This window comes from Catenulispora rubra (assembly GCF_015356825.1).
In the GTDB taxonomy this organism is placed as follows: Bacteria; Actinomycetota; Actinomycetes; order Streptomycetales; family Catenulisporaceae; genus Catenulispora; species Catenulispora rubra.
The window spans coordinates 26,941-52,082 of the sequence record NZ_JAACYW010000015.1 but is presented as its reverse complement, the minus strand read 5'-3'; the positions used below and the strand labels follow the sequence as shown (position 1 = coordinate 52,082).

Here is a 25,142-nt window from a genome sequence, read left to right as displayed (position 1 = left end):
GGTCCCCCGGGCAGGCTTTTGAGCCTTTGGTTCCGTCCTACCGGAACCTTCAGTGTGGCAGCCAAGGGCAAGATCAGCAAGGAGGAAACATGATCACGGCCGATGATCTGCACGACATTGACGACCCTCTGGAGCTGTTCCAAAAGGCCACTGATGGAATCAGCCAGCTCCAGACAGAGATCGACCAACTGGCTGAGATTCGGTCGCGCTCACTCGCCGAGCTGTACGTGCGAGGCAAGTCATACCGCGATCTGGCGCAGATGCTGGGGATGAGCGCACCGCGCGTTAGCCAACTGGTCTCAGCCAACGACGCCGCCTCCATGCACGTGATCAAAGCATGGGCCAAGCTTGAGAGCACCATTGCCGATGTAGCTGGCCTCAGTCAGCGAAGCCCAGCGAGAGCTCCGGCCTACCATCGAGCACTTGAGGCGCTACGAGATTCAGGCCGGTTTGACGAGCACGCCCTCCGAGCACTTGAGGACCTTCGACGCGCCCGGAACATGCTCGTCCACGGCCAGCGTGATGTTTCGGTCGAAGAAGCCGAGAAGCTTGTTGACAGTGCCATTTATCTCAATGCCTTAATGCAAGTGATCCTCCGTAGCCCGCCGTGGGACAGCTCGGAGTCACCAAGCCTGTTGGTTTGATGGATCCATCTGAACTCTCTCGTCCGTGCCACCATCCCTGTATGGCCCCCCATACGCCGATCCTCATCCTCTGGGACATCGACCACACGCTGGTAAGTATCAGCGGCGTCAGCCGTGAGACTTACACCCGCGCCTTTGAGCAGGTGATTGGCCGGCAGATGGAGCACCTGGCCGACATGACCGGCCGGACCCAGGATCACCGCAGGCCGCCGCATCCGGGCCATTTCAAACCTCGGGTCGAGCCGAGCACGGGTGCAGCACCGAGCACTCGGTAAAGGACGTGGTCGGCGTTCCAATAGCGACGGCACTGCCGCAAGAGCCACTGTCCCCATAGGGTGACTTCATGAGCGCGCGACGGTTCAACGGCCTCATTCTCGACTTCTTCGGCGTCCTGACGTCGAACATGGTCGAGGTCACCGCACAGTTCGTACTACGGGAAAAGCTGCATCCCTCGGCGTTCCTCCGCGCATGGTCCGACCCGCGCGGGCAGGAGCTCTATCGAAGGCTGGAGCTGGGCGAGATCGATCAGACGGCCTGGAACACAGGGTTCGCTCCGCTGATCGGTGCCGAGCCGGACAACCTCATGGAACGCATGTGCTGGGACCTGTACCCGGCTCATGACGTACTGAAGGTAGCCAAACAAGCGCGAGCAGCAGGTATCAGGACAGCAGTGCTGTCGAACTCCATGGGACGTCAGCCGTACGACCCGTACGCGCCGTACGATCTGCGCGGCAATTTCGATGAGGTCGTGCTGTCGGGCGAGCACGGCATGCGCAAGCCGGATCCCGCGATTTTCCGGCTCGCCCTGGAACGACTTGGGCTGACCGCTGATCAGTGCGTGTTCGTCGACGACTCCGAGGAAAACCTTCAGACCGCGTCCGATCTAGGGATGACGATCGTGTTCTCGCTGGACGAACGGGTGGTCGCACAGAGGCTCCGGATGCTGTTCGGGCTACCCGACCTGTAGGAACTCCCTTACCGCAGCATTCGTAGTATGCACTGCCAGCTTGCGACGCAGCCCGACCATCGTCGAAGACGAGCGGGCTGAATCAACCGAGCCTAGGCAGCGGGCCGCATGCCGGGCCTGCACCACGGCGGCGTCGAGGTCATGCATCGCCAGATGAGCCTCGGCCGCACGGGCTAGGTAGATGGCGTGGGTACGTGGGTACTGGACGTCTCCGGGGTAGTCGGCTTGAACAGCGGCGCTGAAACAACGCAGAGCCTTGGCGGGGTCGTTCATCTCCAACGCCGACGAGCCAGCGATCATCTCTACCTCGCCTCTGGTGACCCAGTACAGGAACGGCGGATCATCGTCGTGCGGGCCCCTGTCCAGCAGCTTGCGGGCAGCCTCCAGCGCTCGGGCGTTTCCGCGAGGGTCGTTGGTTTTGGACAGGGCGCGTGCCTTACGGGAGGCCAGCATGGCGCGCATCTTCGGCGTGGCGTTTCCCGATACCGACGTCTCCGCTGTGTCCATCAGACTGACCGCATTTTGCGGGTTACCTGCCGTGTAGTGCTGAATTGCCATGAACGACATGGCATACGCCCCGGCTACCGCGTCCCCTGCGGTAGCCGAGGCACGGAGTGAGGTTTCGAAGAATCGTTCTGCTGATGCGTGCCGACCGGAGTCGAACATGGTCCATGCGACCTGCCGGGCCGCCTCGCTCGCCAGGCTGTAGGCGCGGTCTTCGGTGCTGCCGTTCAGCCGGCCGGCTCTGAGGAGTTGGACGATCATCGCGAGCTCGCTGCGCGCATAGCGCGCAATATCGCCACTGCCGAACTCGTCATCGAGGTGCCTCAAATAATCGAGCCGCTTCTCGATATGACCGAGTAGTCGTGGCGGCGCGACTGGTTGCGTGCTGCTCGCCGCAGCTGGCGCGGCCTGCGCTTCGACAGCCGCAGACCATTGCCCGATCAACGCTGTCAGCGCCGTACCCGTTGTCACGACGAAGTGCCGACGGTCCAAACCGCCTCCATCTGCCATTTCCGTCAGGGCCGCGAAGGCCCCCTGACGGTTCCATGGTGCCTGCTGCGTAGTCGCTCCGTCGACCATTGCGCCAAATACGCCGCCAGTCGCCAAGACCCGGTCGTAAGCCCTGGCGACGTCGCGAGTAGCGGGCTTCGTCCCGTTCTCCACGTTGCGCAGGTGGCTCTCGGAGTATCCCGCTGCACGCGCGAACACGTTGAAGGCCAGCCCCGAACGTCGCCGCGCGGCCCGTAGTTCGGCTCGCAGCTCTTCCGTCATGATGCCGCCCTTGCCGGAAAAGGAATCGCCTAGGAATCGGTCATCGTCATTGTTCCTCGCCCGGTAACGCGGTGTGCTCATTTCGACGCAGATCGCGTCGGTCCAAATAGAAACACGGGAGGACATCGTGGACCTGACCAGCATCGACGAACCTTTCGACGGTCCGCTCACCGCAGAGCCCCCAAAGTGTGAAAGCGCGAAGGCCTCGATCCTCAGCCGAGTCATGCAAGAGGGGCACACGGACAGTTACGGCGTGCTGCTGCACCTCGTCGCAGTCATGGGCAGGGAGCCGAAGGCACTCAATCCGCGAACGGAGAAAGAGCTCGCCGAGTGGAGCGGCCACTTCCGGGGCTTGAAAGCTGCGCTGCTTTGCCTGGTGATGCACGAACAGAAAGTCGAGCCCGGCCCCGCCGCAGTGGTCGTCTGTCGGCACATCGAGGACGCGTCGGACGAGTTGGACCGTCGCAGCGGCACCGGGACCGGAGGGTGAGCGGTGTCCTACTGGTCCAAGACCTTCGACGGGCGTCCTGAACACGTCTCCGAAGTAAGGAAGTTCACGCGCAAGGTGATCGGCGACTACAAAGGTGCCGATCTGGTGGAACTGGTCGCCTCAGAGCTGGCTGGCAACGCTGTCCGGCACAGTGACAGCGGCGAGCCTGGCGGGCAGTTCACGCTGCATCTTGCAACATTCCCCAACCGATGGCAGGTCCGCGTGGATGATGCCGGCGGGCCAAGGGAGCTGCACGTCTGCGAGCCGAAACCGATCGAGAGTATCGATGACCTCGACGCCTTCGGCGACGAGGTCGAAGCCGGACGAGGCTTGGCACTCGTCGCGGCGGTGTCGTCGCAATGGGGCGTGCTCGGGGACCAGGCCGGCCGCGCGGTATGGGTCGAGATTTTGAAGCCCCGGGAGATCCCTGCGTGAACGGTGCCTGGGAGTTTTCACGGACGGTGCGCAGGAGCGGGAGCGCGCATGACGCTGCAAGTTGACGCTCGGGCGAAAGAGAACCTCGCGTGGATCGTCAGTGGTCTGCGATCTGTACGACAGGATGCCGGGCTTTCCCAGAACGCCCTGTCGTCGGGCTTGCCGGTTCGGGGAAGAGCGATTTCCGAGTGGGAGACCGGGCTCATGGAGCCGACCTTGGAACATCTGATGCAGTGGTCGCGCGAGCTCGGCCAACGTCTGGTGATCGTCGGTCGGGACAACGAGCTGCGGGAAGGACCACCACGCCCGCAGACTCGCGAGACCTGGGAGGCCTTCCAGAGACGGCGACTGGCGGTGCCTCTAAAGAACCATCGACTGACCTGGCGGCTGACACAGAAAGAACTCGGTCTACTGGTCGGCGTCAGTCGGGACTCGATCCAACGATGGGAGCACGCTCGCGTACCTCCGAGACCGATTGCGCTGATCGTTTGGGCGCACAAGCTGGAGTGTTCCGTGACCCTGCGGCCGATCAATATGCATGCCGCCGGGTTGGACTCAGGAGTTGGCGGATTCCGGGTGCGCGGTGGCGGCGGCGTGCATTGTCATGGTGCTCATGCCGATCAGCTCAAGCAGCCAGGTGTGGTGCGAAGCGGCGACGGTGACGGTGACGGCATCAGTGGTCGACGTGACGGTTCCGCTGTCACCAGTAGCCGCCAAGTACTGCTTGGCCGCCGCGGTGGCGGCAGTCTCGTCCAGGACGCGTGTCCCAGTGCGGTGGAAGATCCCGACATCGAGCTGTTCGGCTCCGGCGCGAGCGGCCTCAGACGCCTCGTCCAGCGCCCGAACCCGCGTCGCCAGAGCGGATCCGCCGTCGCCGACAAGACCGGTGAACAGCAATAGCGCAGCGAACACGACGACGATGAACGCCGTCACCGATCCATTCTCCGGGTCTTGGGATCTCAGCGCGCGGATCACGGAGCGTCCGACTGACGCCAGGTGTCGATCCCGGACACCATCCGCTCGCTGATCTGCACTGTCCCTGGGAAGCCGACGCCGGTAATGTCTGCGAGCCGCGGATGGCAATCCACTGTCACTGCGACAGTGCCACCTGGGCGGAATGCGGAAGTGTCGACGATGACATTCGGGTTCGGGCACGACACGCTGCTGTTGGCCTGCACCGTCGCGTGCGCAGCGACGACGGCCTGGTCCGCGCTGCGGGCCAGCGACGCAGCTCGCGCAGCTGAGCCGGCGGCGGTCTCGGCCAGCATCTGGGCCTCGGTTACGCGCCCCAGACCGACGGTGAACAGCACCACCAGTATCAACAAAGGAGTGGCGACGACCATTTCGACGGCCGCGCTGCCCTCCTCACGGTCCCGCGACGTCATGATGCGGCGGCGGTGGTCAGGGCCTCGTTCGGAGTACGCGCGACCGAGGAGACCTTCAGGTGGAGGAACGGCACGACCGTCACAACGGCGCCGGAGATCCGCACCGTCGTGAGTGTCGCGGTCCGAGTGACCGCGACGTCGGTGGCGGTGAGAAAACCAGCCCCGACAGCTCCCAAAATCCGGTGCGCTTCCGATGTCCCGTCGTCGGTATGGCCGTGCTCGCTGCTGGTGCCGGCCGCCGCCTGCGCGGCGGCGGCCTGGGCGACGTGCAGGGCGCAGAAGTACGCCGCAAACTGCACGATCACCATGAGCACGAGCATCATCACCGGTGTGATCACGACCATCTCTACCATCGATGAGCCGTCGTCGGCGGCTCGAGACTTCAGGGCACGACCGGACCTAGTCAGCGGAATCTTCTGCGAGCGGGTCACGGATTATTGTTGAGGTTCGGGGTGTCGAGGCTGATGCTGTGGGCCTTAGCGATCACGGCATTACCGATGATCGTCACGACCCCGATGGCGATCAGCGCAAAGGCTGCGGTGATGATGGCTGTCTGCAGTGCGTCACCGGCTTCGGGGTCGGACTGAGCGATGCGTTCGAGTTGACTGCTAGCGCGTTCCCGCAGTGTCGAGACACGGACGGCGTAGGCCGCGGCCAGGCGGTACATCATCTTCAGGGTGCTCCATTCTCTTGGGGGATGGCAGGCGGTTACTGAAAGGTGGTCATGATCCGGTAGACAGATGGAAAGCCGAGGATCAGGAGGAACGCGAAGAGCATCAGGCCAACCGGAATGTGCATCATCTCGGTGGCTGAGGCTGTCTGACCTTCGTTTTCGGCCTGGAGGCGTCCGCGCAACGCTGCGGACTTGGCTGTCAGAGAGTCGGCGATGCGTGCGCCTTCGGCCCCAGCCAGTCTGATCGAGGCACCGAGTTCGGAGAGTTCTGGAAGGCCGATCTCGTCGCCGAGTTCGCCGTAGCAGTCCCAGATCGAGCGTCGCGCCAGCCTCGATTTCGTGGCGGCGGCACGGAAGCGGGCGAAGCTCGGCCCATAGCCGATCGCGGCTGCGCTGGCCAGGGCTTCCTCGATGCCGTCTCCGGACTGCAGGCTGGTGGAGGCGAACGACAACAGCGCGCCCAGCGCGGCGCGGGACTCGGCCCGCGCAGTGCGGGCTCTGGCACGGGTGTCGAAGTCGGGGACGAGGAACAAAGTCGCGCCGAGCACCAGGCCCATGCCGACCACGACTGGGTTCGACAGTCCGACGCCGCCGGCGGTGAGCATCAGCTGGAACAAGGCTGGCATGAGCAATCCGGCAACGGCGGCGGTGACCTTCTTGGTCAGGAACGTCTCGGGGTCCTGGCCGGTCAGCGCCAGGTCGATCATGAGCCGGTCGCCTGGCAGGCCGAACGCTGACAGCACCCGGATCACCGGGGCAGTCAGTCGATGCTCCAGGCCGGGCCGCGCGGAGGCGGCTGGAGTCGGCGTGTCGGCAGGAGTCTCGCTGGCGAGGATCCGTTCGGCCTCGGCCAGGCCGATGGCCGGAGGCCGGATCCCGTAGATGAGGGCCGTCAGCCCGAGGCCGAACCCGGCGCCCCACAGCATCGCGATCAATGCGTCGCCTCCGTGTCTCGTGCGGCCCGGGGCCGGGGTGGGATCGTAGGCGGCAAATCGTCTGACTTTGGGGCCTGATTCAGTGCATCCAGCCGGGTCAGGAACCTGGGCACGGAGGCCGGACGGGCGATGCGGATCAACCAGGCGAATCCGGCAGCGAAGATTCCGCCGGCGACCGCGAGATCAAGTTGCCCAGCTGCGGTGGAGAACGGATCGAGATAGGCGGAGTCGGTGACCAGCAGCAGGATCGTGATGCCGAGAATGACCGCGGTGATCACGCGGACGGCGGTGCGGATCTGGGCACGGGCGGCCACCGTCTTGCGCATGGCCAGCGCCTGGTCGCGGGCTTCGGAGGCGAGCGCGGTGAGCGTGGCAGGCAGGTTACGCGACGGCCTTCCATTTGCGTGGATCAGAGTGGCACAGATCAGGTCCGCGATCGGATCGACCAGCGTGTCGGCCAGCTTCCCGAGTGCCTCGGTGACTTTCACGCCGTGCCGGAGGTCGCTGTGCAGAGTGCGTAGTGGTACCTCGATCGCTTTCGGCGGTACAGAAGACGCAGCGAGTGCTGCCTCAGTCAGCCCGGAAGCCGCCGACAGAGTGTCCCGGAGCATCTCGGCAAACCCGGCGCAGCCTTCGGTGCGAGCGATGATCCGCTCGGATTCCCTGTCTGGCCCGAGCACAGCCGGAAGCCACCAGCACCCGGCGGCAGCCAACACTGCCGCCACCGGCCAGCCGGTGGCGGCGACGGCGGCGATCCCAGCTGCCAGGCAGAGAAGAAGCCTGCGCCATTTGAAGAGCAGTGGACGCAGGTCGAATTTCACAGCCAGCTGTGGGCTTGTACGGCTGCGGGACGCCTTGGGCCGGAAGGCGTGGCGGACCATCAGCACACCGATCCCGAACCCCGCCCCGCACAACGCGCCGAACAGGCCGTTCACGATACCCATGCCGGGACGTTGAACCACGCGGAGTCGAATCCGGCCTCCTCCAACAACTCCAGCTTCTCCTCGCTCGGAGCAACGTTGAACACCCCGCGTCGGTCCGAACGCTGTTTGAAGATCTCGTTCGACACGACGTCCTCGCCGCGAGCGTTCGTGACCTCCCGGATCGACGACACCACCCGGACCTTGTCCTCGTCCCTGCCCTTGGACCACTTCAGCTGGATCACCAGATGGACCGAGTTGGCGACCATCAAAGCCGTGGATGCCGACGACAACCGCTCGGGAGCCTGTGCAGCATAGGAGGCGAGCTTTCCGAAGGCACCCCGTGAATCCGAGGCGTGAATCGTGGCCATGCTGCCATCAATACCTTGTGACATCACGTTGCATACCGATACGACTTCCTCGCCCCGGATCTCCCCGAGGATTACGCGGTCGGGCGAGCCGCGCAGCGCCATCCGCACCAACTCGGCCTGATTGATACCGCCGACGTTTTGGGTATTCGGGTACTTGACCTGGTACGCAGTGACGTCGGGATGCCGCTCCGGATCGTATAGCCCGAGTTCATAGACGTCTTCGATGGTGATCAGCCGCTCGTCCGGCGGGATCGCTGAGGCGAGCGCGCGCAGCATGGTCGTCTTGCCTAAACCCGGTCCGCCGGAAATGAGAATATTGAGCTTCGCGCGGACGGCGGCCCGCAGGAACTCGTACAACGCGTCGTCGAGCGTGCCCAGATCTCGGAGCGTGGCGAGCGTTGCGTCAGGGAAACGGTGACGTCTGATGGAGACTGTTGGCCGGTCGCATACGCCCATCGCGGCGAACAACCGCGAGCCGTCTCCCAGCTTGAGGTTGATGCTCGGTTGTTCCCGGTCGAACCGTCTCTCCTCGGCGCCCGGCTGAGCCGCGAGCATGCGGATCAGCTCGATCAGCTCGCCATCCGAGGCCGCGACCGGCGTCTTTCCTTCCGCCCGTCGGCCGTCGGAAAACCTCAGACGGACGTTGTCGCACCCATTGCAGTTGATATTCTCAATGGACAGATCATCTAGATACGGCTGGAATCCGCCATGGCCGAATAGCACGTCGACCACCTGCCCAGCGATCCGCCCCTCAGCCTCGGCGTCCAGGTATTGTGCCCCGACCGACAACGACCGCTTGGCGTGCGCCGCGAGTTCGTCCTCGGTGATCGCGGCGACAATCTCCCGTTGGCGGAGCTCGGGGACCGGTCGCCCCGCGAGTTCCTCCTCTTCCTGACACAGCTCGGCCAGTCGGATGCCGACGGCGGTGGCGATCTGCGAGCCGATCCCGGCTTCCGACTTGAGATTGATCTCGGTCACGCGGAAGCTCCCACTTCTTCGGCCATGCGGACGGCGTGCGGAGCAGAGCCAGCGACGAGTCTTCGTTCGATGAGCACGTCTGCAACGCCGGCGGCGGCCTCTCGGAACCCGGCCTGGGTGCGGTCGCGTCGGAGCCGCTCCACAGCCCGGGATGTTGTGCCTGTTGGCAGCAGTGGCAACGTGCCCCAAACGGGCAGTTCCAGCAGCCATGTCAGCTCAGCCGACGAGTAACCAGGGCCTACCAATACGAGCCCGACGTCCCGATGAAGCTCCCTGATCTGCCCGAGGACAGCCTTGAGTCCAAGGGCGTGCTCGACCACCGGCCGGATCACGAGGATCAGAGACTCGGCGCAGGCTAGTACTGCCCGGGTCTCGGCGTCACGTGGGTCCAAACGCCCGCAGTCAGCGAACATGACAGCCCCCGAGTCCGCAGCGACTGTCGATAACAGCCCGCCTGGCTTCGCCAACGCCGCGATCAGTGGACGCAGCCGCTCGCCGTCCTCCGGAGCCGTCACCACGGCGGCTCCAGCTGACGTCGTGCGAGTGTGCTCGGCCAGCAGCCGGGCATCGCCGCCGTGTCTGGCAGCGCTGGCCAGGGCTTCAACCGTCCGGGATCCAGGGATAAGAAACCGGCAGGCCACGGAACCGCCGCGCGGATCACACTCCAGAACCACAGGGCTCTGCGGGCCAGGCCAGGATTCGGCGAGCGCGAGCGCGGTCGTCGTCACGCCCGGCGCGCCGCGCCACGATCCCACCGCGAACAGCATCAGTTGCCCGCTGATGGCGGCAGTACGGCAAGGGATACTTCAGTCGGGCTGGCCGAGGCGACCTTCTGGATCGAGTTCTGGTCCATCAGTAGATCGGCGACCATCTCGCCCTGACCGTCGGCTCTACCAACCTTCGTCACCACCGCATACGTCGGGACCGGCGCGGGGGCGACTGTCGCAGGATTGGTCGCCGGCGTCGCAGGTTGGCTGTCGCTCGGGACCACGACCTGAACCCGGTCACCGGCCGCCAGATCCAGCGGGTAGGCGCCGGCCCGAAGCGCCACAGCCAGCTCGGCCTGACCGGCAGGCGGAAACGTCGACTTCCCGATGTCCGTAACGTTCAGCAGCGTTCCCGGCGTCAGCGGCACGGCTGCCGTCCGTCCGACCACTTTCGAGGCGAGCGAAGCGTCGATAGTCCCCACGCCTGCGTCGGCAGCCACAGGAATCGTGCGCAGCACATCGGAGGTGATCGTCTGGCCTGCGGCCAGCGGTTCCGCTACCACGAGCACGGGGGACTTCTCACTGAGGAGTCCTGACCCGGTGGAAAAGCCGACCGTCGTGGCGACGACCGTCAGACCGCCGCCGATCGCCCACGGCAGCTGCATCCTGCGCGGGGCAGACAACAGTCCCGTCCTGAGCTGCTTCTTGCCTGCCTGGCGGGATGGATCGGGGGCGGTGCTTCCGGGCGGAACCTGGCCCGGGCGCGTAGTCTGCGTGGTCATATACGTGTCCTGTGTGTTCTTCGTCGTCGATCGCGTCAACTGGAGACGCCGGTGACCAGTGCCTGGACCTCGGTGACCTGCACCTGCGTGCCAGACGATGTGCGCAGGTTCGGGAAGGTCCCGCCACTGTTCCCAGTCCCAGACCACGCCACCTGCCAATCCACCGTCGCGGTGACCGGGAACGACGCGCCCTGCAAAGTCGTCGACGGCCGCGGATAGGTGTATCCACAGGTTGGGGACAACAGCGGGGGATGCGCCGATGGATCAGACGGAAAGGGCGTTCCCGGTCCGTGGCATGTCACGCTCCCGCCGTCACCCATCGACCACATCACCGACGCGGGCGTTGCCGTCGCGGTCACGGAGACTCCGCCCGCCGACGCGTTTGCGGTCACCGGAGCCCAAGTTGCAGCGGGGATCGAGAGCCATAGCGGCATCCCGACCAGTTCTGGTCGTGTATTCGGGGGACTCAAGACCAGTGTCGGAGTCGGAGGCTTCAGCTCCTTGTACGCGACTTGGGCAAGGGCGGATGGTGTCAGGGGAGCCACCTTCGGCACCCAGACGACCTCACCGACCGTCGGCATCGGGGCTCTGCCCATCACGTCCATTGCAGGTCCGGAGCACTGCCTCAACATCCATGAACCAGCTTCGCCCCTGTGCGCGTCACCTGGGCTCATAGTCGGCGGCGGCACAAAGTCCGGGTCAGGCATGAACTGACAGAGGGGGCGCGGCGTCTGCGCTGTTCCTGGGGCCACAGGTGACACAGCAGTGGCGCTGGTGGCCGGCGTGGAACCCGCGCCCAGGTCGCACTCTGCGCTTTGGCAGTTGACCTCGGCAAACGTGTCGCTGATGACCGGAGACTTGGACTGCTCACCAGCAGGGCCGGATGCCGTCGGGGAAGGGACAGGGGCCGAGACCACAGTCGCGAGAGCCATCGCGACCGCCCCCACCGAGGTCAGCATGTACCTGCAGGATGGAACACGAACTTGGTGACTTTCCACACGCCGTCAATGTCATCAACTTGCACATCAGCCGCGTGGCGACCCCCGACGCCAGGAACCTTGGCCCCGTCGGTCCTGTACTGAAGCCAGGCGGACCCGTCAGCGCAGTCGGTCAAGATCGCCTCTGTCGGAGCTCCCTGCGGCGTCAACTTCACGACTCGTGGGTTGTCGACGGGCTGGCCCTTGCTCACGACACCCGCGGCCTGTGCGGCGGCGACGGTTCGGACGAGTTTCGACAGCGCATCGCCGCTGGTATGGCGTGTCAGGGTTGGATCCTGATAGTTCGAAGTCTTCGACACAGCCGTCCAGTCGGCCATCATCCCGTCGTACGCAGCCAATGCATCTCGGCTCGCGACAGACGCCGGGTCAGTTGGCAGGACGGAGGTCGGCGCCGATGCTGGCGTAGGCGACGGTGGCCTCGTCGAGTTACCGCAGCCGGCGGTCAGTACCGTGACCATGGCGTACACGACGAGAGCCGCATGACCAACATGCTTCCCCGCCACAGCGATCCTCCCGAGTCAGGTGTCCATGCGAGCCGCGCCGACTCGAGAACTTGATGACGACCACTTCAGTCCATCAGCAAACGTGAGGAAAGCAACAAAACGCTGATATCACTCGAAAGTGGTAACTATAGGGATAATCGAAGTGCCGCCTGGTCAACAGATCCATCTGGCTGGTTCAGAGAAGGACAGCGATCAAAGCTCCCGCCACCAAGAACGGCCCCAGCGGGATGCGTTCGCGACTTCCTGGGCGGAAACCGCTGAAGACGATGAAGATTGCCGCGAGGGCGAAGGCCGCAAGCATGCCGATGTAGACCGTCGTCCAGCCTCGGAAGCCGAGGACCAGGCCGAGCACGCCAGCCAACTTGACATCGCCCAGCCCCACTCCGCGCACCAACGCGGACACCATGAACAAGGCCACGAGTAGAACCCCAGCTGTTGCTGCCCGTACCGTCGATCCTTGGTTCGGGGACGCGATCTCGGCGGCGCTGAGCATGATGACGAGGATCGGATAAGAGGGCAGCGTCAAGCGGTTTGGCAGCTTCCCTGTCGTGGCATCGATCGTCGCCAACGGCACGCCGACGACAACGAAGTACAGATATGCAGGAAGCTGAGCGGCCATACCGAGGCGCTCAACCATCAATAAGGCGGTGAACACCGCGACAACGGCCGCGCACACCACGAAGGGTCGCGTTGCCTGGATCACCCGCACTCGGTGTTCAACAACCATGATCCGTACTTGGTCCCCATCCAGCTCGGGGCTGGCGTCGTCTAGCATCCACGGCCCAACCAATCGGCGGTTCGCTGACTCAATCAAAGCGCCAATTTAGAACAACTGGCGGCTCGAGGGCAGTGGGAAGTGTCTGTGCCGTACGCCCTGGGAAGACCCGACAATTAAACATCCAATCCGGTATTCGGATTGGACGGGTCAACGGAGGACTGCACTATCGAGATCGTTACGGCGCAGATGCTGGCCGGGGGGCTATCGAAGGTGCTGGATACGGCCGCCGGGGAAGCCGGGTGACAGAGCTGGGCGGCGTTGGTCCGGATCGCTAAGAAGCGGAGGAACTGGTCCGAGGCTGGCAAGGACGTCCTGCTTGAGCTTGAGAACCCGGCGGACGCCGTGGGGATCGCGGACTTGGCCGAGTCATTGGAGACGGATGCAGTTCTCGTTGAGTGACCATTCGGGAGGTCTGTAGCCGCTTGGTACGAGCTGGTGTGGTCGAGGGGGAAGTAGTGGGGCCGGAGGGCGGCCGGGGTCGTGGCGGACGGCCGTCCTCGGCCCCCTTGCTTGTTGCTTGTCGGTGAGACCACCGCCATCGTGACTGGCATGAGCGCATGGATAACTCTCGCTGCAGCTGTCGTCGGCGCCACAATTGCGCTTGTCGGACAACAGGTGACCAGACGCAGTGAAGCAAGGAGACGCGGCGGAGAGCTTCTGCTGGAGCAGTGCGCCCTGGTAGTTGCGCTCGCTCACGACTACACCAACCGTCTTTGGGAGGAGAAAGAACTCGGCCTCGTCGGCAGAGTAGACGGTTGGGACCTCCAGGCGGACCGGCTTGCGGTTGCGCGGCTGCGGATCCTGAGCGCTGACAACAGGCTCAGGCAGGCGCTGGAGGAGCTCGAAGATGCTGGCGAGGAGCTCGGCAAATACTGGCGGGGCGGCAGTAGTGACTCGGGCGAATTCGACGCACGCAAACTTCGCTTCAAAACGGCACGAGCAGCCTTCGAAGCGGCCAGCGCTAGCGTCGTCAAACATAGCTTGGGCAGCCACTGATTCTCGTCGGCCTTCGCTCGCGCGATCCATATCCGGCGGCACCGGGTTGAGCGCGGGATCAACCGACTTGCACAACCGGACCGTGGCCAACCTGCAACAACAAGCTCGTCCTGCGCAACGACAACCGTCAGCCTTCGCGAGCAGTCGCGCCACCGACGTCGATCGACAGTTCCTCAGGACGAACTGCACCCATTGAAGGACTCTGTCGGGAATCTTGAGCCGCAAGGTCACTTTCCTTGGCGCCACCAGACCGGGCGGGGTAGGTCGTGGGCGTCGAGGTACTGCTGGAAGGCTGTGGGCGTCCGGGGCCGGTAGTCGGAGTCGGCGGGTTCTTGCTGGCTGAGCCGTTCGATGTTGACCGCGATCGCGGTCAGGACGTGCTGGACGTGCGTCTTGGCCTGGCCGCGGTAGCGGCAGTGGCGGGCTCGGTGTCCGACGGCGAACTCGGCGATGGTGCCCTCGGTGCCGCTGCGCAGGGCGTAGAGCCTGCGCCAGGCGGAGTTCTGCTGGTCGTCGCGGTTGCGCTCTTGGAGCTCGTGGATCCGGCGGGGCAGGAAGTTGATGGTCCGAGCCTCGCCGCTGGTGCATTTGGCCTTCTCCGGGCAGGGTCCGCACTGGCGTTTGCCGAACCGGACCACGGTGTAGGGGGCCATCGACGGGATCTCGTTCCAGTTGCCGCTGACCTTGCCGTTCGGGCAGGTGACCTCGCGCCGGTCGAAGTCGATGATGAAGTTCTCCTTGGCGAACCCGTCCTTGGCCTTGGCCTGTTTGGAGTTGTTGTTGTGGATCGGCCCCACCAGCGCGATCTTGTAGTTCCGGTCGGCGTCCGCCAGCCCGGCGCCGGAGGCGTAACCGCCGTCCACCAGGTGCTCGGCCGGGAGCAGGCGGCGCTTCTTGAGCCGACCGTGGATGCCGGGCAGAGCCTGGCTGTCGGCCTCCGACACCCAGGTGGCCACGTCGGTGACGACGTTGACCCGGTCCTCGTCGCAGGTCTCGGTGACGTGGAGGAGGTAGCCGGTCCAGCGGGTGTCGCCGCGGCGCACCCAGCGGGCCTCGGTCTCATACGGCGATTGGATGCGGATCCGAGACGGCGGCAGGCCGTCGCGCTCGGTGCGGGGCCGGAACTTGCCACGCGCGTCGGTCAGGAAGTGCTGGATCAGCAGCCGACGCAGCACGTCCGCTTGCGGCGGCATCTGCTCGCCGAAGCGGCCGTAGACCCGTTCCAGCAGTACGTCGGCGTCGGCGCCGACCTGGGTGAGCCGGGCCACCGGGTGGCTGGGCTGGCTGCACATCCGTACCTGCCGGCCATAGCGTTGGCTCCAGTCGGCCGTCACCAGCTCGTCCAGGATCTGCGGCGCGGCCGTGGCCAGGTGTTCCAGCAGCGCCCGCACCGCCTCGGTCACCAGCTCCAGCCGAGTGAGCTCCCGTCCGGCGGACAGCACCCGGGTGGAGTCGGTGCGCTGCCGTCCGCGCGCCTTGACCAGGCCGGCTTCCTTCAACCGGGCCAGCATCAGGTCGAGCAGCCGGTCGGCCCGGCCGTCCTCGGCCAGGCGATCACGAAAGTCGCTCAGCACGCTGTGATGGAACCCGGGATCCTCCAGCTCCAGCCCCAGCGCGTATTTGTAGTCGATCCGGCAGCGCACAGCCTCGGCGGCTTGCCGGTCGGACAGGTGGTCCAGGAACTGCAGCACGCACACGGTGGCCAGCTGCGCCGGAGACCAGGCGGGCCGCCCGTCGCGGGGATACCAGCCGACGAAGTCCTCATCCGACCACAAGCCCTCGAGCCGATCCCGCACCCACATCGCGGTGGTCCCCTTCGGGTTGGCCGCCCGAGCCACCCGCACGGTCAACTCCGGAACCTCGGCACCCGAACGAGGACGAACCGACATCTGCACCACCCTGGGATCCGACAACCTGTCATGCCATGAAGATCCGGACCATAGCAGTGCATTGATCCAATCAGGAGACCGTCACCGAACAAGATCCCCGACAGAGTCCTTCATTGGCGACCGCGGCTGCTTCCGACCCGGCGCTTGCCTCCGACTTGGGCAACTGGCATCGCTCCGCCACCATAATCGTCGTATCCGGGGCCGGCGATGTTTCGAGCACGGTCTCAGGGACAGTGCACGGTCCCATGGTGCGGTCCCGGGATGTGACCGGGCCGATCACATTCAACTGACCGCATCGCAGACCCCTGCGCCTTCTAAACCGCCGATCTATGAAGCGACCACTACCGGACGCGGAAGTCCGCTCATCAGTCGTCAAGACTCCATGGCGCTGAGCACGCGGGCATGGACAGCCCGAGCCTCCGGATCGGGGAATTCCCGGAGCAGGCTGGCTGCTTCGCTGCGATGAGTTTGAGCCTCCGCCGACGCGCCGCCTAGCTCGACGGCATCAGCCAAGCTCGCTAACGAAAGCGCGAGCTGCCAGCGATCGCCGCGCTCGCGCTGCGCGGCAACGGCGCGGCGACAGAATTGAGCGGCGTCATCCGGGCGACCTGCCATGACATACACCTGGCCTGTGGCATTCCATGCCACAGCCTGAAGATCCAGGCGTCCGACCCGCCAGAAGAGCGCTGCAGCCTCCTGTAGGCGCGCGAGCGCGTCGCCCACATCAGGATCCGCCATCGCGATCCGGCCTAGTTCCAGCAAGGCGAGTCCCTCGAAGAGCTTTCCGCCGAGTTCGCCAGCGGTCCGCAAGGCGCTCTCGGCGGCATCCCGCGCTTCTTGCGCGCGTCCCTGCTGCCGCAATACGGAGGCGAGCAGAGTCAGCGACTCGGCGACTTCCAACGGCTCGCCCAGGTCCTGAAGTAGCTGGGTGGCCTCTCGAAGCGTTCGTTCAGCCGCGTCCAGTTCGCTACGTTCGAGAAGCGCCCAACCGACGTTTCTAGTGAAGAAGCCGATGAAGGCTCGATGGCTGAGTTCGCGCGCGGTTTCCAACGCTTGCTGGAAGTCATCGAGCGCGTCGTCGAGGTGGTGTCCGAAGATGCGAACGACGCCAAGTCCGTTCACAGCGCGGGCCTGGCCGGATCTATCGCCTACCTCGCGAAAGGTCGTAGACGCAGCTTCGAAGTATCCAGCCGCCTGGCCAAGCTTGAACAGGTGACGGCAGGCGATGCCGAGATCATCCAATGTGATGGCCTCACCGTAGCGGTCATCGATCTCTCGCGCGGAGTCCAGGGCAAGCTCCTGTGTGGACAACCACGTCGAGCCGGGTTCTCGATCTGCGATGATCATGGCCAGCACAGCGGGGATCTGCCAGGCAACACGATGCATGCCGAGAGAACGCGCCGTCCGCACTGCCACCATGAGGTTGTCGCGTTCTGTCTCGTACCAAGCGAAAGCGGCTCTGTGGCTGTCGAAAGTCGCCACTGCCACCCCGTGCGGCAGCGGCTCTAGCTCTACTGGAAGCGTGTAGGAGCCGGTCGCGCTGCGTCCGGCCTCCGCGGCCGAGTGCAGATACCAGCGAAGGACACGGTGCTGGGCTGAGACCAGTTCGTCGGCGGGCTCCTCATGCTGAGCTTGGTCCATAGCGAAAGCGCGAAGCAGGTCATGGAACTGGTACCGATCGTGCCCGCATTCCTCCAGCAGGTGCGCACCTGCCAGAGTGTCCAGCGCCCTTCGGGCCTCGGTCGGATGGACGGCAGCCAGAGCAGCAACGGCCGCCACTCCGAACTCGGGGCCCGGATGTGATCCCAGCAACCGGAAGACGCGCATCACTTGTGGTGACAGCGCTCGATATGACCATGCGAACACGGTCCTGACCGCTTCAGACTCGGTCGCGTCATCGGCCGACAGCGCATCCCAAAGACCTGCCTCGTCCCGGAGGTCGGCGATCAGCTCGCTCAGGGGCATGCGAGGCCGTGCTGCTGCTCGCTCGGCAGCGATGCGCAAGGCCAGCGGCAGATGAGCGCACAGTCGCGATAGCTCGAGCAGATCGTCATCCTCGTCGTCCCGGTAGCCGGACAGGACTCTGTGCAGCAGTTCGATCGATTCCGCCTCCGACAGCGTCTCCACACTCACACGATGTGCCCCTTCTCGGACGACTAAACCGGACATACGGCTCCTACTGGTCACTAGTACGGCGCAGGCTCCTCCACCTGGAAGCAGCGGGCGGAGTTGCTCAGCGGAGGCCGCATTGTCCAAGACGACGAGGATTGATCTGTCGGCTACGAGGGACCGGAACAGCTCCATTCGAGCCTCCTCGCCGGCTGGTATCCGCGCCACAGGCATATCCAAAGCCTGGAGAAAGCGCCCCAGAACGTCCATCGCCGTAGCCGGCAGCCCCGGGTCGTATCCACGAAGGTTCACATACAGCTGACCGTCGGTGAACTGTGTGCGGGCCAGGTGCGACCACCGTATTGCCAAAGCTGTCTTTCCAACGCCCGCCGTACCGACGATCACTGCCATGCGGGCGGCCCCAGGCTGGCCAGTTTGGCTGCTCAGCAGGGCGTCCAGTGTGTTCAGCTCACGGGCTCGATTGACGAAACCATGAACTTCCGGCGGTAGTTGAGCGGGGCGCGAGGCGGTTTCACGGAGTGGAACGTGAAAATGAACACCGCCACTGACATCACGAGCCTGAACAACGTTATCAGCTGACCCGGAAAGTTCTGAACGCGTCCCGGACACAGACTCGGACGATTCCCCGTCCATTCGCTAGAGGCCCTCCCGCCACTCTTGACACACAAGACGACTCAAGTAGCGCACAAAGCGCACTCCATGTCAGTCAGGTTAAGCATTGGTGAACACGCTTTGACACCTAACGAGGGTTGACGCAAAGCTCTTATCGCAGTGTCATGCTAGTAGAATCTGTCCACTCCCGGAAGCGGGGCTCCCGTGCGTATCTCATTCGTTGGCGGATCCACAGGTCAGGGCGGTTCGCCTCGGTTCTACCGGGACGAGGACAGCGGCGATTTCATCGTCCAGGGCTACATCGTCTCCGACCCCGCTGATCTGGCTCAGATGACGATCCCCGAAGGCGAGGCGGTCGTCCGGGTGCCCGTATCTCTGTTCGAATACCTTCCTGAAGACGTCTGATCATCCAGCGGAGCCGCGTCTCGCGTGTTCCCGCGCAGACGAGGTCGCCGTGGGTATTATCGGTCGGCGTCACGGCCAGTGGCGGAGGCACGGCCGTCCGTACTGGCGTCCCGTCCGACGACTTGCCGAAGGGTGACTTGATGGAGTCTCTCGACCTCGAAGGCTGGACGCGGCTCTTCGACGGCTGCCAGCGAACGGCCTGCCACCTGGAGATGCGCGATAACTACGCTGTTCAAGAAGAGTTGGAAGACATCGCGAAATGGCGAGCCGGTAAATGGACCGCACGCGATGACGCTGAAAGCAAGGCGGATTGGCTGGAACTGATGCGCAAAACCGCCAGTCGAGGTGTGAGCTTGCGACGTGCCAGAATCGTCTCAGAACCAGCCACTGAATACATTCGTTTCGAACACTTCGGCACTCCGCAGAACATCGAAGCCGGCGAACAAGTCCGATGGCTGCCTCGAGCGCAAGCATCAGGGATTGCGCTGCCAGGCAACGACTTCTGGGTCTTCGATGGCGCGACGGCGCTGTTCAATCATTTCACCGGTGACGGCGGCTGGGTTGGCAACGAACTGACCTCAGACCCGAAGGTGGCGAGGCTCTGTTCGGAGGCCTTTGAAGCGGTGTGGGCCCTGGCCACTCCGCATGACGACTACGTAGTCCGCTGAAGTGGTCGTCGACACGTCGGCCATGACAGACAGCCGGAGAGTCGCCATCATCTCGTCCGGGCAGGATGAATTTGTCGCGATCCATGAAGCCTGCGAGGAATCCGGATTCGAACCAGTCGTCTACTGCTACGGTCGCTCGCTGAGGCCAGGTCAACCGAACCTCACAGACGCGGAGCAGGCAACCGCCTCAATCCTCCAGGTTCTTCCTCCGAGAATGGACTTCATCCTCCCTGGCACCATCGACCAGCTTGCAAGCGCCCTGCGAAGCCATCGAATCGATCTCCTGATCGTCTTCGGTTTCGCCTGGAAGCTGCCGGCGTCCGTTCTTGCGATCCCAAGGCTCGGTGCACTCAATGTGCACGTCTCGATGCTGCCCAAGTACCGGGGCCCAGCACCGATGCTCTGGGCAATCCGAAACGGCGACGCGAACGGCGGAGTGACAGTCCACCGCATGGACGAAAGCTTCGACACCGGGCCCATCCTCGCTCAACAAGACGGAATCCCGCTCGACGACGACATCACGTGGGCCGGCTACTGCCAACACGCCATGCCCGTGATCAAGCAACTCTTGACGACATCACTGAGCCTCGCCGCGGCCGGGCAGCCGGGGTCGCCGCAGGATGAGTCGATGAGCAGCTACGCCGGGTTCATGGAGGAGGACTTCAACGTCGTCGACTGGTCGATGAGCGCACGCGAGATCCACAATCAAGTAAGAACTCACCGCTATATGCGCTCCCAGCACTACCCTGTTGCCAAGATCGGCACCGAGTGGCGGCGTCTCATCCGAACTAGCCTGGAGCCAGCCGACGGACTGGCCGTCGATTGCGGAACCGGAACCCTCTGGGTGATCGAGTCCGAGCCCACGGATTCACCGCCATGAGAGCCAAGTCGCCAAGGATGAAGCCGAGTGACTCCGCCGCCGCGCTCAACCTCTGGTTGAGCGCGGGCCATCGGTGAGGCCACGCCTCACCATGTGTGCAGCGGTTCGAGGTGGCCTGGGTGTGCTCAAGCATGCGCCGCACGAAGCCGCCGCAAACGCCTGAAGCGATCGTTGCCGCAGCCTGGCTGTCGAAGCTGACGAGCAACAATCCGGTGGCGTGAGCGCTGTGCGTTCCTAGCGGGACGTGCCGAATATGGCGTACCTGTCTGGCCTAGCCGAATCACTCTCGCGGGCTATTGGGAATTGCCCAGAAATGCCGACAAATATGCCATGCGATTGACTCGACATACGAGAGAAGCGTGAGCCCGTTGGCAGAGACGACTGATGTCCGTGTCTGGAGCATCCGGATCAACGATGGCGCACGAGGCAAGACCTACACCGTGCGGTGGCGAGTGAGCCGACAAACGTTCTGTAAGACCTATAAGGTAAAGCAGCCCGCCCTGCAGCGACACGCGGAGTTAAGAAACGCTGTTCGACGCGAAGTGCCGTTCGATATCTACACCGGTTTGCCCATCAGTGAAACCTGCAAGGCGGTTGTCGAGGCGACATGGTACGACCACGCGGTGGCCTTCATCGACATGAAGTGGCCGAGCCTACAGCCGGGATCCCGTCGAACCATCGCTACGGCCATGGCCACGGTCACCCTGGCACTCACCAGCCGCGAGCGTGGCGGTCCTGATCGGGAGTTGTGTTTCAAAGCTCTGCTGAACTGGTCGTTTAACCGAACAGCTAGGGCAGCTGGCGCCCCGCCGTCTGAATATGCCTCGGCCGTCGCATGGACGCGTACGCATTCGCTGCAGGTGAGCATGCTCAACAATCCGCAGACGCTGCGGGCAGCTTACGACGCGACGCTCATCGCGGCTGACGGGAAACCGTATGCCGTCGCTACACACAGGAACAAGATAAAGGCACTGTCGGGCGCCATCCGTTACGCAATCGAACTCGGGCTGCTTGAACGGAACCCCCTCGAGCGGCTGAGCACGCCACGGCCGCGTAGGACGACTGCCGTTGATCGCCGAGTCGTCGTGAATCCAAGCCAGGCGCGCCGGCTGATTGCAGCCGTGGAGGACCTCGGAGGCACTGGGCCGCGCTATGTGGCGTTCTTCGCGACGGTCTACTTCGCTGGCCTGCGGCCCTCCGAGGCGCTGGCCTTGCGTGTCCAGGACTGCGTCCTGCCGGAGCGGGACTGGGGCGAGTTGTGCTTCGCAGAGTCCGCCCCTTATGTAGGTGCAGCCTGGACCGATGACGGAACCAACGGACCCAGGAAGGCGCTGAAGCATCGGGATGCGAGCGAGAGCCGAACCGTGCCCGCTCACCCCCAACTCGTAGCCCATCTTCGCAACCACATCGAACGCTTCGGAACCGCCGAGGACGGACGGCTGTTCGTCCGGGCAAACGGCGGAGACATCAGATACGGATCCTTCGCCGGAATCTGGTCCCGGGCGCGCAGGGCTGTACTCACAGATGCCCAGTTCGAGACACCACTCGGGAAACGTCCCTACGATCTTCGGCACGCCTGCGTCTCCACTTGGTTGAACGCAGGCGTGGCCGCGCCCCAGGTTGCCGAATGGGCCGGCCACAGCGTCCAGATGCTGCTCAGCACCTACGCCAAGTGCATCGACGGCCAACATGAACGGGACCGGCATCGTATTGCCCTGGTGCTCGAGGAGACAGACGACGAGTCGGCTGCATCCACGGCACCTCACGCCGTCTCTCGCCATCGCAATCAGCGCTCACACATGGCGGCGGCCCATCAACAACGACGAGCCGTAAGACTTCGATGACGCCAAGAGATACGGCTTTGGGAGCGGCAGAACAGCAGCGCAGTAGTGGCCACAGAGTGGATCGGTCATCCCTCGCGGCGGCCGGATGCAACGAGCCGGTCGGCGGCGAAGGATGCCGGCGGCAGAGGGCGATGAAGACTCTTACGGTCTGCTGACCGGGGCGAGGAGAACAGTCGTGACGACGACAACCAACGACGTCCGCGTCTGGGCGATGCAAACGTATGACGGGGTGAGAGGCAAGACGTACAACATCCGATGGAAGGTCGACGGCCGCATCTTCAGCAAGACGTATCAGTCGAGGCCCGTGGCGGTTCGACTGCGTGCGGAGCTGAACAAAGCCGTTCGTCGAGGAGTGCCGTTCGACATCTACTCCGGCCTGCCTGTCACGGAAGTTCGGCAGCAGGTCATCGAGACTACGTGGTACGACCATGCGGTCGCCTTCATGGACATGAAGTGGCCGACGCTACAACCTGGTTCACGCAGAAGCCTTGCGGCAGCTCTGGCCACAGTGACAGCGGCGATGACCTCGCGGCAACAGCGTCTACCCGATCGGGAACTTCGTATCAAGGCACTGTTGAACTGGTCGTTCAACCGGACTGTCCGGGAGGCCGGCGCCCCGTCGCCGGAATTCGCCGAGGCCGTCGCCTGGGTGCGGGCCCACTCATTGAAAGTGGGCGCGCTCAACGACGCTCGTACGCTACGTGACGTCTACACCGCCACGCTCGTCGCGCCGGACGGCAAGCCATACGCCGTCAACACACATCGGAACAAAATGAAGGCGCTGACCGGTGCCATCCGTTACGCCATCGAGCTCGACCTGCTGGAACGCAACCCCCTGGAACGGCTCAGCACACCCCGGCCTCGCCGTACCACCGTCGTCGACCGCCGGGTTGTGGTGAACCCCGACCAGGCTCGCGAGCTCATCGCCGCTGTTGCTGAAATTGGCTGGACCGGGCCGCGGTACGTCGCGCTCTTCGCCGCGATGTACTTCGCTGGACTGCGACCTGCCGAGGTACTGGCGCTTCGCATCCAGGACTGCGTCTTGCCAGACAAGGGCTGGGGCGAGTTGTGCTTCGCCGAGTCCACGCCATACGCCGGAGCGGCCTGGACCGACGACGGCACCAGCGGGCCGAGGAAGGCACTCAAACACCGAGCGGCGAAGGAAAGCCGAACGGTCCCGGCTCACCCGGAGCTCGTCGCGCACCTGCGTCGGCATGTCGAACAGTTCGGCACTGCCGAAGACGGTCGGTTCTTCGTGCGCGCCAATGGAGGAGACATCAGGTACGGCTCGTTCGCGTCGATCTGGTCTCGCGCCCGCAAGGCGACTCTGACGGATGCCCAGTTCAACTCCCCGCTCGGTAAGCGGCCGTACGACCTGCGACATGCCTGCGTCTCCACCTGGCTAAATGCCGGAGTCAGCGCGCCCCAGATCGCCGAATGGGCCGGCCACAGCGTGCAAATGCTGTTGAGTACCTACGCCAAGTGCATCGACGGCCAACACGAGCGGGACCTTCGCCGAATCGGAGACGCGCTGCGCTGGCAACCCGCAGAGCCCGAACACACGCTTTGCTTGAGTCGCGCATCGGACAAAGCCCGCCATAGGAATCGCCTGAATACCATCAGAGCCCGTTAGGTTGTCGAGAACGATCAGCCACTCACTTCTGCTTTCGAGCCATTGCAGGGCAAGTGTGCGGTAGATCTCGTCGGTGGCTGTTCCCACGCCGTTCAAGGCAACGGGCAGCGTCGGCGCGAGTTCCCGTCCTAGCTGTGCGAGTCCGTGCTCTATGGCGGGCAGCGAGTCTGCTGTGATCGACCACCGAACGACGGTGTCGGGGCGTGAGGATGCGATATGCGACGCCAGCGTTGATTTACCGACTCCGCCCAAGCCATGGAGGACGCAGAACCTAGGCGTCTCGGTAGCAAGTACCGCTGTGACCCGTCGGACATCGTCTGACCGTCCGACGAAGGTCTTGGGCGCTGGAGGGACATTCGAGAGCAGAGGCTGATCCCCAGTTCCCGAGTGTTGTCCTGAAAGGGCCGGTGCCAGCACGATTTATGAAATCTGCTGCACGGTGGAGATCGCGTTCACACCGGTCGAGATGACGCCGGCATTATCACCGCCTACCCGGACAGCGTCGGACACTACCCTTGCCACCCCGCTCGTGTGGTTACGAATGGCGAGTCACAACGTCGTGACCGACAGGGGGTGTATGAGGAGTCTGCGACGCTCTCGAGGCTGCAGGCCAAGCCGGAGGCAGCGGCAGGAACCCGCAGCCTGCTCGACCCACGGTAAACCTGCCCGCCGGATCACGGCCTCTGGACGTGTGGGCAAATCCTGCGGGCTCCCCCGCCTGTCTACAGTTTTTTACTTTGTGTTCGGCCGTAAAAGCCGTTCGGCCCATACTCTGGGCCCCGCCTTGACATCTTTCCAGGGCGCGACAGCGCTGATCACGCCGTTCGTCTCTTCAACCGAGGCGATCCTTGCCATGCGGATGTCGTAGATCACCGAAAAGAGTTGTACCGCCAAGACCTTCTGGAAGGCAGCCCCGGGCCGTCCTGTCAGCGCGGATCCGGCCAGCAATACAGCCTCGGGTTGCAAACTCGCCACTTGGGAAATGAGATCGTCAGATTGTTCAACGAACGGCACTCCCGAATCGTTGACGAAAGCAACGACGTCACCGGCCCGGTGTGTCGAGGTACCAGTAGCGGCGTCAACCGTCCCGTCACTTGATGCGACTAAGACGATTCGTTCCGCAACCTCCTCTTCGCCGATGGCACTATCGCGCACGTCAGCGCAGACGCCGTCGAGGACCTGCAGAAGCTCGTCGCGGGATTTCACACTGTTCACCCTATTCCAGGGGCCGCCACGCTGGCCCG

The 25,142-nt window shown here is 64.1% G+C and carries 26 protein-coding genes and 2 pseudogenes; 12 read left to right on the top strand and 16 right to left on the bottom strand.

Features of this window, described 5'->3' with window-relative positions:
- Positions 1-89 precede the first annotated feature (89 nt).
- From GWK61_RS07055 to GWK61_RS07045, 3 genes are all read left to right on the top strand, one after another.
- Positions 90-644: a sigma-70 RNA polymerase sigma factor region 4 domain-containing protein gene (locus GWK61_RS07055; RefSeq protein WP_194906253.1), complete on the top strand. Its 555-nt coding sequence runs from the start codon at positions 90-92 to the stop codon at positions 642-644.
- A gap of 41 nt (positions 645-685) precedes the next feature.
- On the top strand, positions 686-919 hold the full coding sequence (locus GWK61_RS07050; protein ID WP_194906252.1) for a hypothetical protein: 234 nt from the start codon (positions 686-688) through the stop codon (positions 917-919).
- A gap of 68 nt (positions 920-987) precedes the next feature.
- Positions 988-1,611: an HAD-IA family hydrolase gene (locus tag GWK61_RS07045; protein WP_194906250.1), complete on the top strand. Its 624-nt coding sequence runs from the start codon at positions 988-990 to the stop codon at positions 1,609-1,611.
- Here GWK61_RS07045 and GWK61_RS07040 read toward each other — a convergent pair.
- Positions 1,597-3,030 carry a tetratricopeptide repeat protein gene (locus GWK61_RS07040; protein WP_194906248.1) on the bottom strand — a complete coding sequence of 478 codons (1,434 nt, stop codon included), beginning with the start codon at positions 3,028-3,030 and terminating at the stop codon, positions 1,597-1,599. The two genes, GWK61_RS07045 and GWK61_RS07040, sit on opposite strands and share 15 nt — an antisense overlap.
- Here GWK61_RS07040 and GWK61_RS07035 point away from each other — a divergent pair.
- The 3 genes and pseudogenes from GWK61_RS07035 to GWK61_RS59330 all read left to right on the top strand — a co-directional run.
- The gene (locus GWK61_RS07035; RefSeq protein ID WP_194906246.1) at positions 3,014-3,376 is read left to right on the top strand and encodes a hypothetical protein; all 363 of its coding nucleotides are present in this window, start codon (positions 3,014-3,016) and stop codon (positions 3,374-3,376) included. The genes GWK61_RS07040 and GWK61_RS07035 overlap by 17 nt on opposite strands.
- 3 nt (positions 3,377-3,379) lie before the next feature.
- Positions 3,380-3,811 (top strand): ATP-binding protein, encoded by a 432-nt coding sequence (locus tag GWK61_RS07030; RefSeq protein WP_194906244.1) that lies wholly within the window; start codon positions 3,380-3,382, stop codon positions 3,809-3,811.
- Positions 3,812-3,859: 48 nt separating this feature from the next.
- Positions 3,860-4,315: pseudogene (locus GWK61_RS59330) on the top strand (helix-turn-helix transcriptional regulator); the annotation flags it as partial.
- Positions 4,316-4,366: 51 nt separating this feature from the next.
- Here the strand turns inward: GWK61_RS59330 and GWK61_RS59325 are convergent.
- From GWK61_RS59325 to GWK61_RS06975, 11 genes are all read right to left on the bottom strand, one after another.
- The gene (locus tag GWK61_RS59325) at positions 4,367-4,744 is read right to left on the bottom strand and encodes a pilus assembly protein TadG-related protein (protein WP_323747443.1); all 378 of its coding nucleotides are present in this window, start codon (positions 4,742-4,744) and stop codon (positions 4,367-4,369) included.
- Positions 4,745-4,782: 38 nt separating this feature from the next.
- Entirely contained in the window at positions 4,783-5,196 is a 414-nt protein-coding gene (locus tag GWK61_RS07015) for a TadE family protein (protein WP_194906240.1), read from the bottom strand.
- Positions 5,193-5,627, bottom strand: coding sequence for a TadE family protein (locus GWK61_RS07010; protein ID WP_194906238.1), 435 nt, complete (start codon positions 5,625-5,627; stop codon positions 5,193-5,195). Before GWK61_RS07010 ends, GWK61_RS07015 begins: the two co-directional genes overlap by 4 nt.
- A complete protein-coding gene (locus GWK61_RS07005) occupies positions 5,624-5,866 on the bottom strand; it encodes a hypothetical protein (RefSeq protein ID WP_194906236.1) in 243 nt (80 codons plus the stop codon). The genes GWK61_RS07010 and GWK61_RS07005 overlap by 4 nt, the downstream gene beginning before the upstream one ends.
- A gap of 38 nt (positions 5,867-5,904) precedes the next feature.
- The gene (locus tag GWK61_RS07000; RefSeq protein ID WP_228561876.1) at positions 5,905-6,795 is read right to left on the bottom strand and encodes a type II secretion system F family protein; all 891 of its coding nucleotides are present in this window, start codon (positions 6,793-6,795) and stop codon (positions 5,905-5,907) included.
- A gap of 5 nt (positions 6,796-6,800) precedes the next feature.
- Entirely contained in the window at positions 6,801-7,748 is a 948-nt protein-coding gene (locus tag GWK61_RS06995) for a type II secretion system F family protein (RefSeq protein ID WP_194906221.1), read from the bottom strand.
- On the bottom strand, positions 7,736-9,073 hold the full coding sequence (locus GWK61_RS06990; RefSeq protein ID WP_323747442.1) for a TadA family conjugal transfer-associated ATPase: 1,338 nt from the start codon (positions 9,071-9,073) through the stop codon (positions 7,736-7,738). The genes GWK61_RS06995 and GWK61_RS06990 overlap by 13 nt, the downstream gene beginning before the upstream one ends.
- The gene (locus GWK61_RS56080) at positions 9,070-9,840 is read right to left on the bottom strand and encodes a P-loop NTPase family protein (protein ID WP_228561870.1); all 771 of its coding nucleotides are present in this window, start codon (positions 9,838-9,840) and stop codon (positions 9,070-9,072) included. Before GWK61_RS56080 ends, GWK61_RS06990 begins: the two co-directional genes overlap by 4 nt.
- On the bottom strand, positions 9,840-10,709 hold the full coding sequence (locus GWK61_RS06985) for an SAF domain-containing protein (protein ID WP_194906210.1): 870 nt from the start codon (positions 10,707-10,709) through the stop codon (positions 9,840-9,842). The genes GWK61_RS56080 and GWK61_RS06985 overlap by 1 nt, the downstream gene beginning before the upstream one ends.
- 805 nt (positions 10,710-11,514) lie before the next feature.
- The gene (locus GWK61_RS06980; protein ID WP_194906208.1) at positions 11,515-11,877 is read right to left on the bottom strand and encodes a hypothetical protein; all 363 of its coding nucleotides are present in this window, start codon (positions 11,875-11,877) and stop codon (positions 11,515-11,517) included.
- A 361-nt stretch (positions 11,878-12,238) separates the two neighbouring features.
- Positions 12,239-12,838, bottom strand: a complete 600-nt coding sequence (locus tag GWK61_RS06975) for a prepilin peptidase (RefSeq protein ID WP_194906206.1) — start codon at positions 12,836-12,838, stop codon at positions 12,239-12,241.
- 552 nt (positions 12,839-13,390) lie between these two features.
- On the opposite strand from GWK61_RS06975, the gene GWK61_RS06970 reads away from it, so the two are divergent.
- Complete coding sequence (locus tag GWK61_RS06970) at positions 13,391-13,837, top strand: hypothetical protein (RefSeq protein WP_194906204.1); 447 nt, start codon at positions 13,391-13,393, stop codon at positions 13,835-13,837.
- Positions 13,838-14,064: 227 nt separating this feature from the next.
- On the opposite strand, the gene GWK61_RS06965 is transcribed toward GWK61_RS06970, so the two are convergent.
- Together GWK61_RS06965 and GWK61_RS06960 are read right to left on the bottom strand one after the other, a co-directional pair.
- The gene (locus GWK61_RS06965) at positions 14,065-15,726 is read right to left on the bottom strand and encodes an IS1182 family transposase (RefSeq protein ID WP_194906202.1); all 1,662 of its coding nucleotides are present in this window, start codon (positions 15,724-15,726) and stop codon (positions 14,065-14,067) included.
- 372 nt (positions 15,727-16,098) lie between these two features.
- Positions 16,099-17,853 carry a tetratricopeptide repeat protein gene (locus GWK61_RS06960; RefSeq protein WP_499699825.1) on the bottom strand — a complete coding sequence of 585 codons (1,755 nt, stop codon included), beginning with the start codon at positions 17,851-17,853 and terminating at the stop codon, positions 16,099-16,101.
- 819 nt (positions 17,854-18,672) lie between these two features.
- On the opposite strand from GWK61_RS06960, the gene GWK61_RS06955 reads away from it, so the two are divergent.
- The 5 genes from GWK61_RS06955 to GWK61_RS59320 all read left to right on the top strand — a co-directional run bounded on the left by GWK61_RS06955 (position 18,673) and on the right by GWK61_RS59320 (position 23,898).
- Complete coding sequence (locus tag GWK61_RS06955) at positions 18,673-18,873, top strand: hypothetical protein (RefSeq protein ID WP_194906198.1); 201 nt, start codon at positions 18,673-18,675, stop codon at positions 18,871-18,873.
- Between the two features lie 140 nt (positions 18,874-19,013).
- Positions 19,014-19,541: a DUF6879 family protein gene (locus tag GWK61_RS06950; protein WP_194906195.1), complete on the top strand. Its 528-nt coding sequence runs from the start codon at positions 19,014-19,016 to the stop codon at positions 19,539-19,541.
- Position 19,542: 1 nt separating this feature from the next.
- Positions 19,543-20,421, top strand: coding sequence for a methionyl-tRNA formyltransferase (locus GWK61_RS06945; protein ID WP_323747441.1), 879 nt, complete (start codon positions 19,543-19,545; stop codon positions 20,419-20,421).
- A 359-nt stretch (positions 20,422-20,780) separates the two neighbouring features.
- On the top strand, positions 20,781-22,265 hold the full coding sequence (locus GWK61_RS06940) for a tyrosine-type recombinase/integrase (RefSeq protein ID WP_194906193.1): 1,485 nt from the start codon (positions 20,781-20,783) through the stop codon (positions 22,263-22,265).
- Positions 22,266-22,440: 175 nt separating this feature from the next.
- On the top strand, positions 22,441-23,898 hold the full coding sequence (locus GWK61_RS59320) for a tyrosine-type recombinase/integrase (protein ID WP_194906191.1): 1,458 nt from the start codon (positions 22,441-22,443) through the stop codon (positions 23,896-23,898).
- Positions 23,899-23,943: 45 nt separating this feature from the next.
- On the opposite strand, the pseudogene GWK61_RS60620 reads toward GWK61_RS59320, so the two are convergent.
- Together GWK61_RS60620 and GWK61_RS06930 are read right to left on the bottom strand one after the other, a co-directional pair.
- Positions 23,944-24,315 (bottom strand): annotated as a pseudogene (locus tag GWK61_RS60620) (AAA family ATPase); the annotation flags it as partial.
- A gap of 315 nt (positions 24,316-24,630) precedes the next feature.
- Positions 24,631-25,104: a hypothetical protein gene (locus GWK61_RS06930; RefSeq protein ID WP_194906190.1), complete on the bottom strand. Its 474-nt coding sequence runs from the start codon at positions 25,102-25,104 to the stop codon at positions 24,631-24,633.
- Positions 25,105-25,142 lie beyond the last annotated feature (38 nt).

Bases quoted from the DNA above. Each gene is read 5' to 3' on its own strand.
- GWK61_RS07055 (WP_194906253.1), top strand. From the start codon at position 90: ATGATCACGGCCGATGATCTGCACGACATTGACGACCCTCTGGAGCTG.
- GWK61_RS07050 (WP_194906252.1), top strand. From the start codon at position 686: ATGGCCCCCCATACGCCGATCCTCATCCTCTGGGACATCGACCACACG.
- GWK61_RS07045 (WP_194906250.1), top strand. From the start codon at position 988: ATGAGCGCGCGACGGTTCAACGGCCTCATTCTCGACTTCTTCGGCGTC.
- GWK61_RS07040 (WP_194906248.1), bottom strand. From the start codon at position 3,030: ATGCTGGTCAGGTCCACGATGTCCTCCCGTGTTTCTATTTGGACCGAC.
- GWK61_RS07015 (WP_194906240.1), bottom strand. From the start codon at position 5,196: ATGACGTCGCGGGACCGTGAGGAGGGCAGCGCGGCCGTCGAAATGGTC.
- GWK61_RS07005 (WP_194906236.1), bottom strand. From the start codon at position 5,866: ATGATGTACCGCCTGGCCGCGGCCTACGCCGTCCGTGTCTCGACACTG.
- GWK61_RS07000 (WP_228561876.1), bottom strand. From the start codon at position 6,795: ATGCTGTGGGGCGCCGGGTTCGGCCTCGGGCTGACGGCCCTCATCTAC.
- GWK61_RS06995 (WP_194906221.1), bottom strand. From the start codon at position 7,748: ATGGGTATCGTGAACGGCCTGTTCGGCGCGTTGTGCGGGGCGGGGTTC.
- GWK61_RS56080 (WP_228561870.1), bottom strand. From the start codon at position 9,840: ATGCTGTTCGCGGTGGGATCGTGGCGCGGCGCGCCGGGCGTGACGACG.
- GWK61_RS06980 (WP_194906208.1), bottom strand. From the start codon at position 11,877: ATGGCCGACTGGACGGCTGTGTCGAAGACTTCGAACTATCAGGATCCA.
- GWK61_RS06975 (WP_194906206.1), bottom strand. From the start codon at position 12,838: ATGCTAGACGACGCCAGCCCCGAGCTGGATGGGGACCAAGTACGGATC.
- GWK61_RS06970 (WP_194906204.1), top strand. From the start codon at position 13,391: ATGAGCGCATGGATAACTCTCGCTGCAGCTGTCGTCGGCGCCACAATT.
- GWK61_RS06965 (WP_194906202.1), bottom strand. From the start codon at position 15,726: ATGTCGGTTCGTCCTCGTTCGGGTGCCGAGGTTCCGGAGTTGACCGTG.
- GWK61_RS06950 (WP_194906195.1), top strand. From the start codon at position 19,014: ATGGAGTCTCTCGACCTCGAAGGCTGGACGCGGCTCTTCGACGGCTGC.